This window comes from Kitasatospora sp. NPDC002551 (assembly GCF_040296005.1).
Classification (GTDB): Bacteria; Actinomycetota; Actinomycetes; order Streptomycetales; family Streptomycetaceae; genus Kitasatospora.
The window spans coordinates 39458-54797 of the sequence record NZ_JBEOWI010000021.1 but is presented as its reverse complement, the minus strand read 5'-3'; the positions used below and the strand labels follow the sequence as shown (position 1 = coordinate 54797).

Below are 15340 nucleotides of genomic sequence, written 5' to 3'. Positions count from 1 at the left end.
GTACTCGGGGGGTTTCCTGTTCCCGGTTCCCGCCGAGGAGGGAGTGGACATGCGGCACCCCGACGCCCCGCACGCCAGGCCCGAGGGCATCTCCCCGCACGCCCTGGACAACGACACCCTGGTGCACGAGCTGGAACAGCTGCACCGGACCAGGCACGAGACCTTCCTGTACGGCTCCGAGGAGGCGCTCAAGCGCCACACCCTGCGGACCGGCCAGCTGGAGGCGGAGTACCTGCACCGCTTCCCCAACCGCCTGGTCACCGCCGGCCGGACCAGGGCCGGCGCCCGTGCCCGCGGGGCGGCGGCCCGCGCCGAGTCGCTGCCGGAGTAGTTCCACGGTCCGCGCACCACCGCCCGGCGGGACACGCCGGGCGGCGGTGGCGTGCCCGCGCGCGGGCGGTGGGCGAGGGTGGGAGGACCGACCCGTCCACTCCGCGCACCCCCTGGGAGGGCGCCGATGCCCATCGCAAGCGTGAACCCCGCGACCGGCGAGACCCTGGAGACCTTCGAACCGCTGGACCCGGCCGGCCTCGAACAGCGGCTGGCCCGCGCCGAGGCGGCCTTCCGGACGTACCGCACCACCTCCTTCGCCCAGCGCGCCGGCCTGCTGCGCCGCGCCGCCGACCTGCTCGACCAGGAGCGCGAGACCGTCGCCCGGACGATGACCGAGGAGATGGGCAAGCCGCTCACCGCCGCCCGCGCCGAGGCCGCCAAGTGCGCCAAGGCGATGCGCTGGTACGCCGAGAACGCCGAGGCGCTGCTGGCCGACGAGCACCCCGAGCCCGCCGACGTGGCCGACTCCGGCGCGGCCCGCGCGTACGTGCGCTACCGGCCGCTGGGCGTGGTCCTGGCGGTGATGCCGTGGAACTTCCCGTTCTGGCAGGTGGTGCGGTTCGCCGCGCCGGCGCTGATGGCCGGCAACGTCGGCCTGCTCAAGCACGCGTCCAACGTGCCGCGCACGGCGGTGGCGCTGGAGGAGCTGTTCCACCGGGCCGGCTTCCCGGAGGGCTGCTTCCAGACCCTGCTGATCGGCTCGGAGGCGGTGGAGAAGGTGATCCGCGACCCCCGGGTGGCCGCCGTGACGCTCACCGGCAGCGAGCCGGCCGGGCGGGCGGTCGCGGCCACGGCGGCCGACGAGGTGAAGAAGGCGGTGCTGGAGCTGGGCGGCAGCGACCCGTTCGTCGTCCTGCCGAGCGCGGACCTGGACGCCGCCGTCGCCACCGCCGTCACGGCCCGGGCGCAGAACAACGGGCAGTCCTGCATCGCCGCCAAGCGGTTCATCGTGCACACCGACGTCTACGACCGGTTCACCGAGGCGTTCACCGGGGCGATGCGGGCGCTCAAGGTCGGCGATCCGATGGACGAGGCCACCCAGGTCGGCCCGCTGGCCAGCCGGCAGGGGCGGGACGACCTGGCCGAGCTGGTCGACGACGCGCGGGCGCGCGGGGCCCGGGTGGAGTGCGGCGGCCGCCGGCCGCAGGGCCTGGACGGGCCGGGCCTGGACGGCGGGTGGTTCTACGAGCCGACGGTGCTGAGCGGCATCACCCCGCAGATGCGGATCCACCACGAGGAGACCTTCGGCCCGGTCGCCACCGTCTACCGGGCGGCCGACCTGGACGAGGCGGTCGCCCTGGCCAACGACACCCCGTTCGGACTCAGCTCCAACGTCTGGACGGAGGACCCGGCCGAACAGGAGCGCTTCGTGCGGGACATCCAGGCGGGCGGGGTGTTCTTCAACGGCATGACGGCCTCGCACCCGGCCCTGCCGTTCGGCGGCGTCAAGCGCTCCGGTTTCGGCCGCGAGCTGTCCGGCCACGGCATCCGGGAGTTCTGCAACATCACCACCGTCTGGGTCGCCTAGCGGGCGCCCCCTGCGCGCCCCGGCCGGGGGCCGTGCGCCCCGGCCGGATCCGGCCAAGTTTCCGGACAGACGATTGTTCCGCTTTGCCCGATTCCCCCGGCGGCGGCGCGGCCGGCGGAAAGCCCCGCCTTTCACAACGCGCGGACACGCCCTCCACAAAAATCCCTTCGTTGACAAACTGGCGTGAATTATTCCGCTCATATGAATAAAATCTGAAACGCTTCATTGCGCATGGCCGAACGAGGCAGGTCCCGAACCGGGAAAACCCTTGCGGCGGCGCATTTCCGGATACGTTCTGGGACGACCGGCCGACGGGCCGGTCACCCACGGGAAGGAATCGCGATGAAGCCCCTGAAGCGCGCCGCCGCCCTCGTCGCCTCGTCGGCCGTGCTGGCCGGCGGCATGACCGTCCTGGCCGCCGGCCCGGCGAGCGCCGCCACCGAGATCACCCTCCAGAACGTCGCCACCAGCCGCTACCTCGACAGCAACGGCAACGGCAACGTCTACACCCTCCCCGGCAACGGCGGCTCCTACCAGCGCTGGTACGCCAACGACCTGGGCGGCTCCACCTTCACGCTGCAGAACAAGGCCACCGGCTTCTGCCTCGACTCCAACGGCAACGGCAACGTCTACGCCCTGAGCTGCAACGGCGGCAGCTACCAGAAGTGGGTCAAGCGGCGCGCCACCTACGGCTACACCTACCAGAACCTGGCCACCGGCCTGTACCTGGACAGCAACGCCAACGGGAACGTCTACACGCTGGGCGGCAACGGCGGCTCGTACCAGCAGTGGAAGTGACTGCCACTCAGTTCCGCAAATCGCCCTGACCGGCGCCGATGTGACGGTCAGACAGAAAACGGATGCCCTTCCCGGCGCCTCGATCGCCGGGGAGGGCATCCCCATGCTACGGTGCCCGACCTGGGGTCGACGCACCTCGGCGGCGTTCGCCCCTGGCCGAACTCGCCCGCCCCATCGAACAGCCGACCAGAATCGGCCGCACGACCACTCGCACCCGGAACGACGGGGATGTTCAGTGACAATTAGTACACTCACATCAGCACTCCATCGCAGGACGGAGGGTGACGAACAGTCGGCCACGTTATCCCCCGCCGACCGGCGGGTGCGGTTCATTCCCTGGGCGATCGCCCTCACGCTGTTCCTGGTTTACGCGTTCTTCACCGTCCGCCGCCACGATCTCCTGCTCACCAGCGGGTACGACCTCGGAATCTTCGAACAGGGCGTCCGCGGCTACGCCGAGGGCCGCGGCCCGATCGTCGAACTCAAGGGCCCCGGCTTCAACCTGCTGGGCGACCACTTCTCGCCCGTGCTCGCCGCCCTCGCCCCGTTCTACTGGCTCTGGCCCTCGGCGAAGACCCTGCTGCTGGCCCAGTCCGCCCTGGTGGCCCTCGCCGCCGTACCGATCTGCCGCTGGGCGCTGCGCGGCGCCGGGACAGCCACCGCGCTGGTCGCCGGCCTCGGCTACGGGCTCTCCTGGGGGCTCGCCTCGGCCCTCGGCTTCGACTTCCACGAGATCACCTTCGCGGTGCCGCTGATCGCCTTCTCGGTCACCGCGCTCGGCGAACGCCGCTGGACCGCCGCCGCCCTCTGGGCCGCGCCGCTGGTGCTGGTCAAGGAGGACCTCGGCATCACGGTGGCCGCCGTCGGGGCCTACGTCCTGTGGCGCGGCGACCGCCGGATCGGCGCGGCCACCGTGCTGTTCGGCATCGGCGCCTCGCTGCTCGAACTCCTGGTGCTGCTCCCGGCGATGAGCCCCGGGGGCAGCTTCGCGTACTGGGACAACCTGAGCGGCGGCTCGGGCGGCCGGAGCCTGCTCAGCCTGCCGCTCGACCTGGTCACCCCCGGCGAGAAGGTCACCACCGTCCTGCTGCTGCTCGCACCCACCCTGCTGCTGGCCGCCCGCTCGCCGCTGATGATCGTCGCACTGCCCACCCTCGGCTGGCGGCTGCTCTCCAACAACCCGGCCTACTGGGGCACCAACTACCACTACAGCGCCGTGCTGATGCCGATCGTCTTCGCCGCCTTCGTGCACGTCCTGGTGAAGTCCCGGGAGCGCGACGGCGTGCTGCCCCGGTGGCTCGCCCGGGCGGCGCTGCCGGCCAGCGCGGTGGTCACCCTCGCGCTGCTGCCCGGCTTCGCGTTCAGCCAGTTGTTCACCCTCGACCTGTGGCGCACCCCGGCCCGGGTCGAGGCCGCCCGGTCGGTGCTGGCCACCGTCCCGGACGACGCCCGGATCGCCGCCTCCAACCGGCTGGTGCCGCAGCTGACCAACCGCTGCGAGGTCATCGTCTTCGGCTGGCCGCAGCAGTGGTCCAGCGCCGAGTGGATCGTGGTCGACGAGGACCAGCCGATGGGCTGGCCGCTGTCTCCCGACAAGGAGCGGCAGGAGGTCGCCGTCGCCAAGCGCAGCGGCTACCTGGTGGTCCGCAGCGACCACGGCATCACGCTGCTGCGGCGCGGGCCCGGCGCCGCGGCCACGGCGGCCGAGGCGCCCGCGCCCGGCACGCCCGGGGCCGGCTGACCCGCCGGCCCGGGCCGGACGGATCTCCCGGGCCGTCGCCCCGGGCCGTCCGCCCGCCTCCGAACCAGCCCCCGTCTCCGACCAGTTCAGGGATCCCGTGCCAGTCGAAACCGGGCTCAGCCCCGCCACCCGTCCGAACCGTCCGCTGCTGCCGCGCGCCAACCGCACGTCCACGCCCGGCAGCACCGGCCCGCTCACCGGACGCCGGACCGCCCTCCTGACCCTGCTCTGCTTCGCGGCGACCGCGGCCTGCGGACTGCAGCAGTGGTCGGCGGTCCTGCTCGGCGGCTTCGACCTCGGCATCTTCCACCAGGGCGTGGCCGGGTACGCCCATCTGGGCCTGCCGATCTCGCCGGTCAAGAGCTACCACCACGAGTTCCCGCCCGGCTTCTCACTGCTGGGCGACCACTTCTCGCCGGTCCTGGCCGCGCTCGCCCCGCTGTACTGGATCTGGGAGGACCCGCGCACGCTGATCCTCGGCCAGGCGCTGCTGCTCGCGGCCGGCGTCCCGCTGATCCGCCGGATCGCCGTGCACTGCTTCACCCGTCCGGCCGCCGGCGCCGCGGGCGACGCCCCGGCGGACGGCACCACCACGGTGCGCCGGGTCGCCGACCTGGCCGGTCTGGTCTACGGCCTCGGCTGGCCGCTGCTGGCCGCCGGGCGAGGCGGCTTCCACGAGGTCGCCTTCGCCGTCCCGCTCACCCTGCTGATGCTCGAACGCGGCCTCGCCCGCCGCTACGGCGCCGCCGCCCTGGCCGCCGCCCTGCTCTGCGCCACCAAGGAGGACCTCGGCCTGCTGGTCGGCGTCTACGGCCTCGTCCTGCTCTGGCGCAGCCGCCCGCGCGGCGACCGGCAGGGCGAGCGGGCCGGGGACCGGCGCGGCCTCGCCTACGGCGCCGGCCTGCTGATCGGCGGCCCGCTGGCCGCCGCGCTCGCCATCGTCTGGCTGATCCCCGCGATGGGCGGGCAGCCGGACTACTACTGGGTCTACGGCCCGATCGGCCCGGACGCCGGGACGGCGCTGGGCAACCTGCTGAGCGACCCGCTGCTGCTCGTCCGGGTCGCCACCAACGCCACCGTCAAGCCGCTGCTGGTGCTCTGGCTGTTCGGCACCTTCCTGCTGCTGCCGCTGCGCTCCGCGACCACGCTCTGCCTGCTGCCGCTGCTCGCCGAGCGGGTGCTGTCCGACAACCCCAACCACTGGTCGATCGCCCACCACTACGACGCCTTCCTCTGGCCGGTGCTGCTCACCGCCGCCCTGGAGGTGCTCGGCGGCCTGTACGCCCGGGGCGGGACCCGCCGGCACGCCGCCCTCGGCCTGGGCGCGGCGGTGGTGGCGGGCTCGCTGGTGTGCAGCCTGGTGCTCGGCGGGATCAGCGTGCTCACCCCGGCCTTCTGGCGCCCCTCGGCGAGCAACGCCGCGCTGGTCCGGGGCGCCGAGCAGATCCCGGACGGCGCGCTGGTGGAGGCCGACAACCAGGTGGTGCCCCGGCTGGTCGGCCGTACCGACGTCGTCCTGGTGGACGCCACCCCGCGCGGGCGTGACTACGTCCTGATCCGCTCCGACACCCGGACCTTCCCGTTCCAGACGGTGGCCGAGCAGGCCGAGCGGATCGACCTGCTGCTCGCCCACGGCTACCGGCAGGTCTGGGCCGAGCACGGGGTGGTGCTGCTGCGCCGCGAGAGCGACGAACCGGTGCCCGGCGCGCGCGTCCCCGGCGACGACAGCACCCCGGTGAAGGAGATCGTCCCCTCGGACGTCGGCCACAACCTGTTCAAGGGCTGAGGGGACGCACGGGCGGCCCCGGCCCCGCACGGGGCCGGGGCCGGGGCCGGGGCCACCGTCCGGACGCGGTCAGGTGGCCATCCGGTGGCGGGCCGGCAGGGACGTCCGCCAGCGGACGAACACGCCGACCAGGGCGAGCAGGGTGGCGCCCCAGACGACACTGAAGACGATCAGCATCGGCAGCCAGGTCACCTGGGAGGCGACGGCGCCGAGGCCGAGCGAGAGGCCGACCATGAAGACGACGGCCGTCGGGGTGAGGCTGCAGAGCCAGTGCAGGGCCCGGTGCGCCCAGCTCGGGTGCTCCGGTGCGTCGGGGCCGGTGTCCAGGGCCTTGTAGGTGATGAGGTCCATCGGGAATCGCCTCCGGGGGGATCAGGGGGAGGTCACGAGGCCTTCCGGGGTGTGGCGGACTTCCGGGTCGTGGTCTTCTTCGCGGCGGACTTCGCGGTCTTCGTGGTCTTCGTGGTCTTCATGGTCTTCGTGGTCGTCTTGGCCGCCGCGCTCTTCTTCGCGGCGGCGCGCTTGCGCGGGGCCGGCTCCTCCTCGGCGTCCTCCGACTCCCCCGCCTCCTCGCCCCGGGACCGGCCCGGGTGGGCGTCCTTGGCCTGCCGCAGGCTGCTGCGCAGCGCCTCCATGAGGTCGATGACGTTGTCCGGCGCCGCCCCCGCCTCCTCCTCGTGCGGCACCTCGACGCCCTGCAGCCGCGCCTCGATCACCTGCTGGAGCGCCTGCTGGTAGTCGTCGTGCAACTGGTCGAGGTCGAAGTCCTCGGAGAGGGTCTCCATCAGCGAGCGGGCCATCTTGAGCTCCTGCGGCCGCACGGTGACCTTCTCCTCGGGCGCGATGCCGGCCGCCGGGCGGACCTCGTCGGGCCAGATGCAGGTCTGCAGCACCAGGGTGCCGTCGTGCACCCGCAGCACCGCCGGGGACTCCCGGGTGCGCAGCGCGATCTTGGTGACGGCGATCTGCCCGGACTCCACCAGCGCGTCGCGCAGCAGCGCGTAGGGCTTGGCGGCGGCCTTGTCGGCGACGCCGACGTAGTAGGCCTTGGAGAACATCAGCGGGTCGATCTCGCCCTCGTCCACGAAGGCCAGCACGTCGATGATCTTCTTGCTGGGCAGCGGGAGGTCGGCGAGGTCCTCGTCCGTGAGGGTGACGGTCCGGCCGTCCGGCGACTCGTAGCCCTTGGCGATCTCCGCGTACGGGACCTCCTTCTCCTCCTGTTCGCAGTACCGCTTCATGCGCACCCGCCCGCCGTCCCGGGCGTGCACCTGGTGCAGCGGGACGTCGTGCTCCTTGGTGGCGGAGTACAGGTGGACGGGGATGGAGACCAGGCCGAAGCTGATCGTCCCCTTCCAGGTGGTCTGCATGGGGTCGCTCCTTCCCGGAGCCGCCCCGGCGGGTCGCGCCGGCCGGGCGCCCGGCCCCGGAGGATTCCACTCTGCCCGGGTTTGCCCCGTTCGGCCACAGGATGCCGCCGGGGCCCGTCCCGAAGCGGTCGGGAGCGGCCCGGGAGCGGCCCGGGAGGGGCCCGGCGGACAATGGACGGCGGGACGGGAGGTGGGCGCATGGCGCGGAGCACCGGGCCGGCCCCGCCGCCGGCCGCGACGACGTACCGGGTGCGGTACGCGCTGGCCGGCGCGGCGGGGGTGCGGCGGGCCGAGGTCACCGTGGTGCCCGGGTACTCGCAGGAGAGCGACATCCCGGCGATCCTGGCCGCCCGGCTCACCGGGCGGCCGGCGGACGCGGTGCGGATCGTCCTGCTGGACGTGACCGAGGTCTGACGCCCGCGTCGGCCGATCGGCCCCGACGGCTCCCCGGCCCCGCGGCTCAGGCCCGGAGCGAGGCCAGCGTGACGATGGTGATGTCGGACGGCGCGCCGACCCGGACCGGCGGGCCCCAGGCCCCGGCGCCGCGGGTCACGTAGAGCTGGGTGTCGCCGTAGCGCTCCAGCCCGGCGACCGTCGGATTGGCCAGCTCCGCCAGGTAGTTGCCCGGCCAGAGCTGCCCGCCGTGGGTGTGCCCGGAGAGCTGGAGGTCGACGCCGTGCCGGACCGCGTCGTGGATGGTGACCGGCTGGTGCGAGAGCAGCACGGCGGTGCGGTCCCGGTCGCGGTCGCCGAGCGCCTTGCCGAAGTCAGGGCCGTCGCCCTCCCGCTCACCGGCGATGTCGTTGATCCCGGCCAGGTCGAAGCCGCCCAGCTCCACCCGGGCGTTCTGCAGGGGGTGCACGCCCAGTTCGCGGACGAAGTCCACCCAGGGCGCCGCGCCGGAGAAGTACTCGTGGTTGCCGGTGACGAAGAACGCCCCGTCGCGGGCCCGCAGCCGGGCCAGCGGCTCGGCGTCGCGGCCCAGCTCGGGCACCGTGCCGTCGACCAGGTCCCCGACGATGGTGATCAGGTCGGGCTGCGCGGCGTTGATGGTGTCCACGATCCGCTGGGTGTGGGCGCGGCCGAGGATCGGGCCGAGGTGGATGTCGCTGACCACGGCTATCCGGTAGCCGTGGGCGCGGGCCGGCAGCTTGGCGAGCGGGACGGTGACGTGCTTGAGCCGGGGGCCGCGCAGCACCCCGTAGGTGCCGGTGCCGACCACCGCCGCCGCCGCGCCGGAGGCGCCGAGGGCGATCGCCCGGGCGACGAACAGCCGCCGCTCCGGCGACGGGGCCGCGGGCGCCGACGGACCGTCAGCCTCCGGTGCGGGCACGGCTTCGGCGGCCTGGGGCGCCCGGGCGACCGTGGCCACGGCGACCGCCGCCGGTTCGGCGCGCCGGGCCGGCAGCCGCAGCAGCACCGGCCGCAGCAGCTCGCCCACGCCGAGCGCGATCAGCAGGTAGAGCAGCACCGGCAGCCACAGGAAGCCCGGCCAGGCGAACCAGCGTTCGACGGCCATCGGGAACAGCCGTCCGCCCACCAGCGCGCCGACCGAGAGCAGCGGCAGGACGACGGCGAGCACCGTGCCGGCCCGCCGCCAGCGGCCACCGGGCACCGAGACGTCGCGCACCAGGCGGCGCCAGAGGTACCAGTGGACGACGGCCAGCAGGGCGAGGACGAGGAGGGCGCCGAGCACCACAAGGACGATCATCACCCGAAAAGTATGGACGGCCGCCTGACAAACTCCGCCGGAGGGCCCCAACTTGCTGCCGCTGCGTCAGATTTGAGCTTTCCGCGACCTCCGCGCACCCACCCTGAGCTGGCCTTTTGCGTCCGCTGAACGAACAGTTCCGGGCGCCTTGTTCCGATAGCCGGAGGTAGCGACTAGGTTGCACCGCAATGCGCGGATCCGTCCCCCACCCTCCGGCGTTCGAGCCGAGGGTCAGGCCGCGCTGGAAAGGCACAGGGCACCCTCACGATGCGTGCGGACACCACCACCCGAGCCGGTTCCTCGCCGGCCGGCCGCTCCTCGAACGACCACTCCGGCGGCGACGGCCACCTGAAGGCTGGACTCAAGAACCGCCATCTGTCGATGATCGCCATCGGCGGTGTGATCGGCGCGGGCCTGTTCGTCGGGTCCGGCGCGGGCATCGCCGCCACCGGTCCCGGCATCCTGCTCTCCTACGCGCTGGCCGGTGTGCTGGTCGTCCTGGTCATGCGGATGCTCGGCGAGATGGCCGCGGCCGACCCGCAGAGCGGCTCCTTCTCGGCCTACGCGGACCGGGCGCTGGGCCGCTGGGCCGGGTTCACCATCGGCTGGCTGTACTGGTTCTTCTGGGTCGTGGTGCTGGCCGTCGAGGCCACCGCCGGCGCCAAGATCCTCAACAACTGGATGCCGGGCGTTCCGCAGTGGGCGTTCGCGCTGATCGTGATGGCCGTGCTGACCGCGACCAACCTGGGCTCGGTCGCCTCCTACGGCGAGTTCGAGTTCTGGTTCGCCGGGATCAAGGTGGTGGCGATCGCCGCCTTCCTGGTGGTCGGCACGCTGGCGGTGTTCGGCCTGCTGCCGGGCACCCACGCGGTCGGCACCTCCAACCTGACCGGTCACGGCGGCTTCCTGCCGCACGGCGTGGGCGCGGTGTTCACCGGCATGCTGACGGTCGTCTTCGCCTTCATGGGCAGCGAGATCGTCACCCTGGCCGCCGGCGAGTCCGAGGACCCGGAGAAGGCGGTCAGCAAGGCGACCAACAGCGTCATCTGGCGGATCGGCATCTTCTACCTCGGCTCCATCCTGCTCGTGGTGACCCTGCTGCCGTGGGACTCCGCCGCCGTCAAGGGCAGCCCGTACGTCGCGGTGCTGGAGCACGTGGGCATCCCGGGCGCCGGCCGGGTGATGGACGTGATCGTGCTGACGGCCGTGCTGTCCTGCCTCAACTCGGGCATGTACACCGCCTCCCGGATGGCCTTCTCGCTCGGCCGGCGCGGCGACGCGCCGAAGGCCTTCGCCACGGTGACCAAGCGCGGCGTGCCGCGGGTGGCGATCCTCTCCTCGGTGGTGTTCGGCTTCGTGGCGGTGTTCTTCAACTACACCTCGCCCGACACCGTCTTCGCCTTCCTGCTGAACTCGTCCGGCGCGGTGGCGCTCTTCGTGTGGCTCGTGATCTGCTTCTCCCAGCTCCGGATGCGCCGGATCCTCGAGCGCGAGTGCCCGGAGCGGCTGACCGTGCGGATGTGGCTGTACCCGTACCTCACCTGGGCCGCGATCGGCATGATCGGGTTCGTGGTGGTGTACATGTTCACCGACGCCGACGGTCGGAAGCAGATGTACCTGTCGCTGGTCGCCGCGGCCATCGTGCTGGCGGCGTCGGCCGTGGTGGGCCGCCGGCGGCGGGCCGCGGCGGTGGCGCCGGCATCCTGAGCCGGCGCGCAGCACCGTCCGTGGACACCGGGCCCGGGAGCCGTTGCGGAGGCTCCCGGGCCCGGCCCCGTTTCCGGGCCCGGCCCGGTTTCCGGTGCCGATCCGTGACGCGGCGGACATGACCCGGCGACCCGCCGCCCCCTACCCTTTCCCCTCATGCGAGATCTTGTGGCGGGGATGGGATACCTGGCCAAGGGCCAGAAGTGGGTGGGGCGGCACGGCCGCTGGTGGGCGTTCGGGATGATCCCGGCGCTGATCACCCTGGCGGGTTACGCGGTGGCGCTGTTCTTCCTCGGCGGCTGGGCCGGGGACCTCGCCGAGTGGGCCACCCCGTTCGCCGACTCCTGGTCCTCGTTCTGGCAGGACCTGCTGCGCACCACGCTCGCCGCGCTGGTCTTCGTCGGCGGGCTGCTGCTGTCCGTGCTCACCTTCACCGCGGTCACCCTGCTGGTCGGCCAGCCGTTCTACGAGCAGCTGTGCGAGAAGGTCGACGAGACCGAGGGCGGCGCGCCGACCCCGCCGGAGGTTCCGCTCTGGCGCGAGCTGGTGGTGGCGGCCCGGGACAGCCTCTTCGTCCTGGTGCGGGCCGGCGGCTTCGGCGTGCTGCTGTTCGCGGCCGGGTTCATCCCGGTGATCGGGCAGACCGTGGTGCCGGTGCTGGGCTTCCTGGTCTCCGGCTTCTTCCTCACCCTGGAGCTGACCTCGGTCGGACTGCAGCGGCGCGGGGTGCCGCAGCGCGAGCGGCTGCGGCTGCTGCGCGGACGGCCCGGTCTTGCCCTCGGCTTCGGCGTGCCGCTGGTGCTGGGGTTCCTGGTCCCGCTGGTGACGGTGGTCGCCATGCCGGGCGCGGTGGCCGGGGCCACCCTGCTGGCCCGGGACCTGGTGCCGGTCGGGGAGGAGCCGGCGCGCGCGCCGGAGGAGGACGACGGGGAGGGCGACGGGGAGCCGGACGCGCCGGCGCCCGGCGCGGCGGCCGTCCCGCGACTGCCGGAGTACGGCGCGCAGCGGCCCGTCACGGGCAACCCGTACGCCGACGTCCCCGTCGAAGGCAACCCGTACACCGCCGCACCGCCGCCGGTGGGGCCGAACCCGCACCGGCGGGCGTGAGCACTCCGTCACCCTGCGTCCGGCTCGCCGCCGCCCGCGTGTGAGGCCCCCCACAGGAGCCCGGCGGTCTACTGCCGTCGATAGTGGACGGCCGCGCGATGGCGCGCCGCCGGGGGCCCGCGGCGCGCCGTCCGGTGAGCGGCCGCGCGGACGGCCGGGCGGCGGAGGGCCGGAACAACGCAGGCGGCGGCCCGGTTCGGGCCGATCGTTCGCCGACGGTCCCGGCGATCCACCCATTGATTCATCAAAACGGACAAAACCGTACGAAGCGCCCGCCATCGAGCGGGCGCTTCGCCGTTCCCGGCCACTCGCTCCACTACCGCCCGTCGTAGTGGACGGCTTTGCCGCCCGTGGCGGGCTCTGCCAAGAATGGCCCGTCGCCGGGCAGCGCGGGCCGGTCCCCCCCGCCGCGCACCCCGTCCGCCCCCGCCGCCGTCCGCACCGGGGCACGCAGCACGGCCGTCCCGCACGCCGCCGCCCCGCCCGGGGCACGGCGCGCCCGCACGGCCGGCGACGCCCCGACGGCACCCCGACGGAAAAGGATCGTCCGCTCCATGCAGCTCAGCCATGCCCGCCGCAACTCGCTGATCACCGGCCTCACCACCCTGGTGGTGGCGAGCGCGGCCACCGCCGCCCTCGCCATCCCGGACAGCGGGACCGCCGTCGCCGAGGCCCCCGCCGCCGCGGTGGTCGGCGCCACCGGCGACGCCCAGGCGCAGGCCCAGGCGCAGGCGGATGCCCAGGCCCAGGCGGATGCCCAGGCCCAGGCGGACGCCCAGGCGCAGGCCGAGGCCCAGGCCGCCGCCGCTGCCGCCGCGCAGGCCGAGGCGGACGCCGCCGCCCAGGCGCAGGCCGCCGCGCAGGCCCAGGCCGAGGCCGCCGCCCAGGCCGAGGCGAAGGCCAAGGCCGACGCCCAGGCCGCCGCCTCCCGCTCGCAGGAGCGCTCCGCCCTGAACAGCAAGCCGGCCTACTCCGGCAGCCCGCGCGAGATCGCCGCCCAGATCGTCCCGGCCGGCCAGCTCCAGTGCTTCAACAACATCGTGTCCCGCGAGAGCAGCTGGAACGTCACCGCCACCAACCCCTCCTCGGGTGCCTACGGCCTGGTCCAGGCGCTGCCCGGCTCCAAGATGGCCTCGGCCGGCGCCGACTGGCGCACCAACCCGGTCACCCAGATCAAGTGGGGCCTGAACTACATGAACTCCCGCTACGGCAGCCCGTGCGGCGCCTGGGCGTTCTGGCAGTCCCACCACTGGTACTGAGCCGACCCCCGGTCCCCCTCCCGAGCCCGCAGGCCACCCGGCCCGCGGGCTCGGCGCGCCGCTCAGCCGCGCCCGCCCGGAACGCCCCGTAGTCGCACAGCGGCTCGTGCGGCGCCTCGCCCAGCTCCAGCAGCCGGGCCGGCACCGCGTCCACGTCGGCCACGTCGGCCACGTGCCAGTAGGCCACCACGCCGGCGGGGGCGGAGGGAGTACGGGAGATACCCAGTTCCCGGCTGTGGTCGCCGAGCCGGAACTCCACGTGGTCGGGCCGCTCGAAGCACTGCTCGATGCCCGGCACCCCCGTGTACCAGGCACGGGCGGCCGCGAGGTCCTCGGCGTGGCAGCGGATGGTCGCGAGGCCGCGGAAGGTCGTCGCCGTCATGACGGCGGTGCGGACGGCATCCAGCTCGGTTCCTGACCGCGGCAGGTCCTGAACCGCGCCCCCGCAGCGCCCGGAGGGGGCCGCGAGCTGGCCGAAATCGTGGTGGCCGGGTGCGTGTGCGAAACGCCAGAGTGGGATCCATGGATCAAGTGAGGCTCTCCGACGGGGTCGTCACGCTCACGCCGTTCCGGGCGGCGGACATCGACGCGCACCTGGCCGGTGAGGACGAGTTGCTGGTGCGCTGGCTGAACGGCGGGCCGAGCACCCGGGCGGGCACCGAGGAGTACGTGCGGCGCTGCACCGCGCAGTGGGCGTACCGGGGGCCGGCCCGGGTGTTCGGGATCCGGACCGGACCGGAGCCGGTCCTGGCCGGCACGATCGACCTGCGGTTCGCGATGCCGTGCCTCGCCCCCGGGCAGGTCAACATCGCCTACGGCCTCTACCCGGCCTGGCGCGGGCGCGGCCTGGTGACCCGGGCGGTGCACCTGGTGTGCCGGTACGCGGCGCGGGAGGGCGCGAGCGAGGGCGTGATCCGGGTCGACCCGGAGAACCTCGCCTCGGCGGCCGTCGCCCGGCGGGCCGGCTTCCGGTACACCGGACGGGTGACGGAGCCGACCGGCAGCCGCCTCGACTGGTACGTCCGCGAGCTGGCCGCCGCCCCCGCCGAGGCCCGGACGCGGGCGGCCCACGCCGTCTGAACCGCCCGCGCCGCCGCCCTCGGTCGCCGGGCCGCGCGCCGGCCACCACGCCGCCCGCCACCAGGCCGACCGCGATCGCCGTCACCAGGGTGACCAGCTCCGTCAGGTCGCGGAACCCCGCGATGGGGTGGCCGCCGGCCAGGTCGGTGAGGCCGCGCATGCCGAGCGAGCCGACGGTCAGCGTGAAGAAGCCGGGCAGCAGCAGGATCAGCCGCGGCGGCGCGCCCGGCCGGGTGGCGGCGATCCGGGTCGCGACGGCGCCGGGGACCACCGCGGCCGCGAACGTCCCGGCCACCTCGCCGGCCAGCCAGGTGGCCAGGCTCTGCGCCGCCACCGTCAGGTAGACCAGGAGCAGCAGCACCGGTCCGAACCGGGCGGGGATCGCGAAGGCGAGCACGGTGCCCGCGGTGAAGACGGTCCACGCGGTGAACAGCGCCCGGCGCGGCAGGTCCTGGGCGGCCGTCGGGTCGAACAGCGCCTGCCGGTCGCGGCCGGTGACGGCGAGTCCGATCAGCACCCCGACGTACAGCTGGAGCAGCGGGAACGCCGCGTTGACCAGCCGTACCGCGCCCGGTGTGAGGTGTCCGGCGGCGAGTTCGGCGGTGCCCGCGCTCAGGTAGTCGCCGGGGACGAAGAAGAACAGCGCGGGCAGCATGATCAGCACCGGTCCGCCGTGCGCCGGGGTGCGGGCGAAGACCAGCAGCGTGACCACCGGGACCAGCACGGCCGCCGCCAGCGGCAGCACCGGGCCCAGCCGGGGGAGGCGGCCCGCCACCAGCACGAGGGCGGCGCTCGCCGAGGCCGGCACCGCGGTGGAACCGATCTCCCACCAGGTGGGCTGCATCAGCGGGGCGAAGCCGAGGGAGAACAGGACGATCCCGGGCGGCGCCCTCGACCGCCGGCTCCGGCTGCTCGACGCC

At 74.0% G+C, this 15340-nt stretch carries 14 protein-coding genes and 1 pseudogene; 11 read left to right on the top strand and 4 right to left on the bottom strand.

All coding sequences use genetic code 11. The features are described from left to right. The first annotated feature begins 49 nt into the window (after positions 1–49). From ABT093_RS19360 to ABT093_RS19340, 5 genes are all read left to right on the top strand, one after another. Entirely contained in the window at positions 50–331 is a 282-nt protein-coding gene (locus ABT093_RS19360; protein ID WP_350565759.1) for a DUF6158 family protein, read from the top strand. 126 nt (positions 332–457) lie between these two features. After that, on the top strand, positions 458–1861 hold the full coding sequence (locus ABT093_RS19355; protein WP_350565757.1) for an NADP-dependent succinic semialdehyde dehydrogenase: 1404 nt from the start codon (positions 458–460) through the stop codon (positions 1859–1861). 342 nt (positions 1862–2203) lie between these two features. Continuing rightward, positions 2204–2659, top strand: a complete 456-nt coding sequence (locus ABT093_RS19350) for an RICIN domain-containing protein (protein ID WP_350565755.1) — start codon at positions 2204–2206, stop codon at positions 2657–2659. Between the two features lie 322 nt (positions 2660–2981). Continuing rightward, a complete protein-coding gene (locus ABT093_RS19345) occupies positions 2982–4400 on the top strand; it encodes a DUF2079 domain-containing protein (RefSeq protein WP_350565753.1) in 1419 nt (472 codons plus the stop codon). Between the two features lie 97 nt (positions 4401–4497). Further along, a complete protein-coding gene (locus ABT093_RS19340) occupies positions 4498–6186 on the top strand; it encodes a DUF2079 domain-containing protein (protein ID WP_350565751.1) in 1689 nt (562 codons plus the stop codon). Between the two features lie 69 nt (positions 6187–6255). On the opposite strand, the gene ABT093_RS19335 is transcribed toward ABT093_RS19340, so the two are convergent. Then, the gene (locus ABT093_RS19335) at positions 6256–6537 is read right to left on the bottom strand and encodes a hypothetical protein (RefSeq protein ID WP_350565749.1); all 282 of its coding nucleotides are present in this window, start codon (positions 6535–6537) and stop codon (positions 6256–6258) included. A gap of 32 nt (positions 6538–6569) precedes the next feature. Beyond that, the gene (gene ku / locus ABT093_RS19330) at positions 6570–7556 is read right to left on the bottom strand and encodes a non-homologous end joining protein Ku (protein WP_350565747.1); all 987 of its coding nucleotides are present in this window, start codon (positions 7554–7556) and stop codon (positions 6570–6572) included. A gap of 198 nt (positions 7557–7754) precedes the next feature. Here ku and ABT093_RS19325 point away from each other — a divergent pair, with 198 nt between their 5' ends. Continuing rightward, positions 7755–7970, top strand: a complete 216-nt coding sequence (locus ABT093_RS19325; RefSeq protein ID WP_350565745.1) for a hypothetical protein — start codon at positions 7755–7757, stop codon at positions 7968–7970. Between the two features lie 46 nt (positions 7971–8016). Here the strand turns inward: ABT093_RS19325 and ABT093_RS19320 are convergent, their stop codons facing one another. Then, a complete protein-coding gene (locus ABT093_RS19320; protein ID WP_350565844.1) occupies positions 8017–9267 on the bottom strand; it encodes a metallophosphoesterase in 1251 nt (416 codons plus the stop codon). Positions 9268–9534: 267 nt separating this feature from the next. On the opposite strand from ABT093_RS19320, the gene ABT093_RS19315 reads away from it, so the two are divergent. From ABT093_RS19315 to ABT093_RS19295, 5 genes are all read left to right on the top strand, one after another. Beyond that, positions 9535–10974, top strand: a complete 1440-nt coding sequence (locus ABT093_RS19315; protein WP_350565743.1) for an amino acid permease — start codon at positions 9535–9537, stop codon at positions 10972–10974. A gap of 156 nt (positions 10975–11130) precedes the next feature. After that, entirely contained in the window at positions 11131–12081 is a 951-nt protein-coding gene (locus ABT093_RS19310) for an EI24 domain-containing protein (protein WP_350565741.1), read from the top strand. Between the two features lie 554 nt (positions 12082–12635). Further along, a complete protein-coding gene (locus ABT093_RS19305; protein ID WP_350565739.1) occupies positions 12636–13340 on the top strand; it encodes an aggregation-promoting factor C-terminal-like domain-containing protein in 705 nt (234 codons plus the stop codon). 522 nt (positions 13341–13862) lie between these two features. Further along, positions 13863–14420, top strand: coding sequence for a GNAT family N-acetyltransferase (locus tag ABT093_RS19300; protein WP_350565738.1), 558 nt, complete (start codon positions 13863–13865; stop codon positions 14418–14420). Positions 14421–14578: 158 nt separating this feature from the next. Continuing rightward, positions 14579–14764 (top strand): hypothetical protein, encoded by a 186-nt coding sequence (locus tag ABT093_RS19295; protein ID WP_350565849.1) that lies wholly within the window; start codon positions 14579–14581, stop codon positions 14762–14764. A gap of 212 nt (positions 14765–14976) precedes the next feature. Here the strand turns inward: ABT093_RS19295 and ABT093_RS19290 are convergent. Beyond that, positions 14977–15264: pseudogene (locus ABT093_RS19290) on the bottom strand (threonine/serine ThrE exporter family protein); the annotation flags it as partial. Between the last annotated feature and the right edge of the window lie 76 nt (positions 15265–15340).

Excerpts from the sequence above, each read along its gene's own strand:
- ABT093_RS19355 (WP_350565757.1), top strand. The coding sequence starts at position 458 with ATGCCCATCGCAAGCGTGAACCCCGCGACCGGCGAGACCCTGGAGACC.
- ABT093_RS19310 (WP_350565741.1), top strand. The coding sequence starts at position 11,131 with ATGCGAGATCTTGTGGCGGGGATGGGATACCTGGCCAAGGGCCAGAAG.
- ABT093_RS19305 (WP_350565739.1), top strand. The coding sequence starts at position 12,636 with ATGCAGCTCAGCCATGCCCGCCGCAACTCGCTGATCACCGGCCTCACC.
- ABT093_RS19325 (WP_350565745.1), top strand. The coding sequence starts at position 7,755 with ATGGCGCGGAGCACCGGGCCGGCCCCGCCGCCGGCCGCGACGACGTAC.
- ABT093_RS19335 (WP_350565749.1), bottom strand. The coding sequence starts at position 6,537 with ATGGACCTCATCACCTACAAGGCCCTGGACACCGGCCCCGACGCACCG.
- ku (WP_350565747.1), bottom strand. The coding sequence starts at position 7,556 with ATGCAGACCACCTGGAAGGGGACGATCAGCTTCGGCCTGGTCTCCATC.
- ABT093_RS19350 (WP_350565755.1), top strand. The coding sequence starts at position 2,204 with ATGAAGCCCCTGAAGCGCGCCGCCGCCCTCGTCGCCTCGTCGGCCGTG.
- ABT093_RS19315 (WP_350565743.1), top strand. The coding sequence starts at position 9,535 with ATGCGTGCGGACACCACCACCCGAGCCGGTTCCTCGCCGGCCGGCCGC.
- ABT093_RS19300 (WP_350565738.1), top strand. The coding sequence starts at position 13,863 with ATGGATCAAGTGAGGCTCTCCGACGGGGTCGTCACGCTCACGCCGTTC.
- ABT093_RS19320 (WP_350565844.1), bottom strand. The coding sequence starts at position 9,267 with ATGATCGTCCTTGTGGTGCTCGGCGCCCTCCTCGTCCTCGCCCTGCTG.
- ABT093_RS19360 (WP_350565759.1), top strand. The coding sequence starts at position 50 with ATGCGGCACCCCGACGCCCCGCACGCCAGGCCCGAGGGCATCTCCCCG.
- ABT093_RS19295 (WP_350565849.1), top strand. The coding sequence starts at position 14,579 with ATGCCGAGCGAGCCGACGGTCAGCGTGAAGAAGCCGGGCAGCAGCAGG.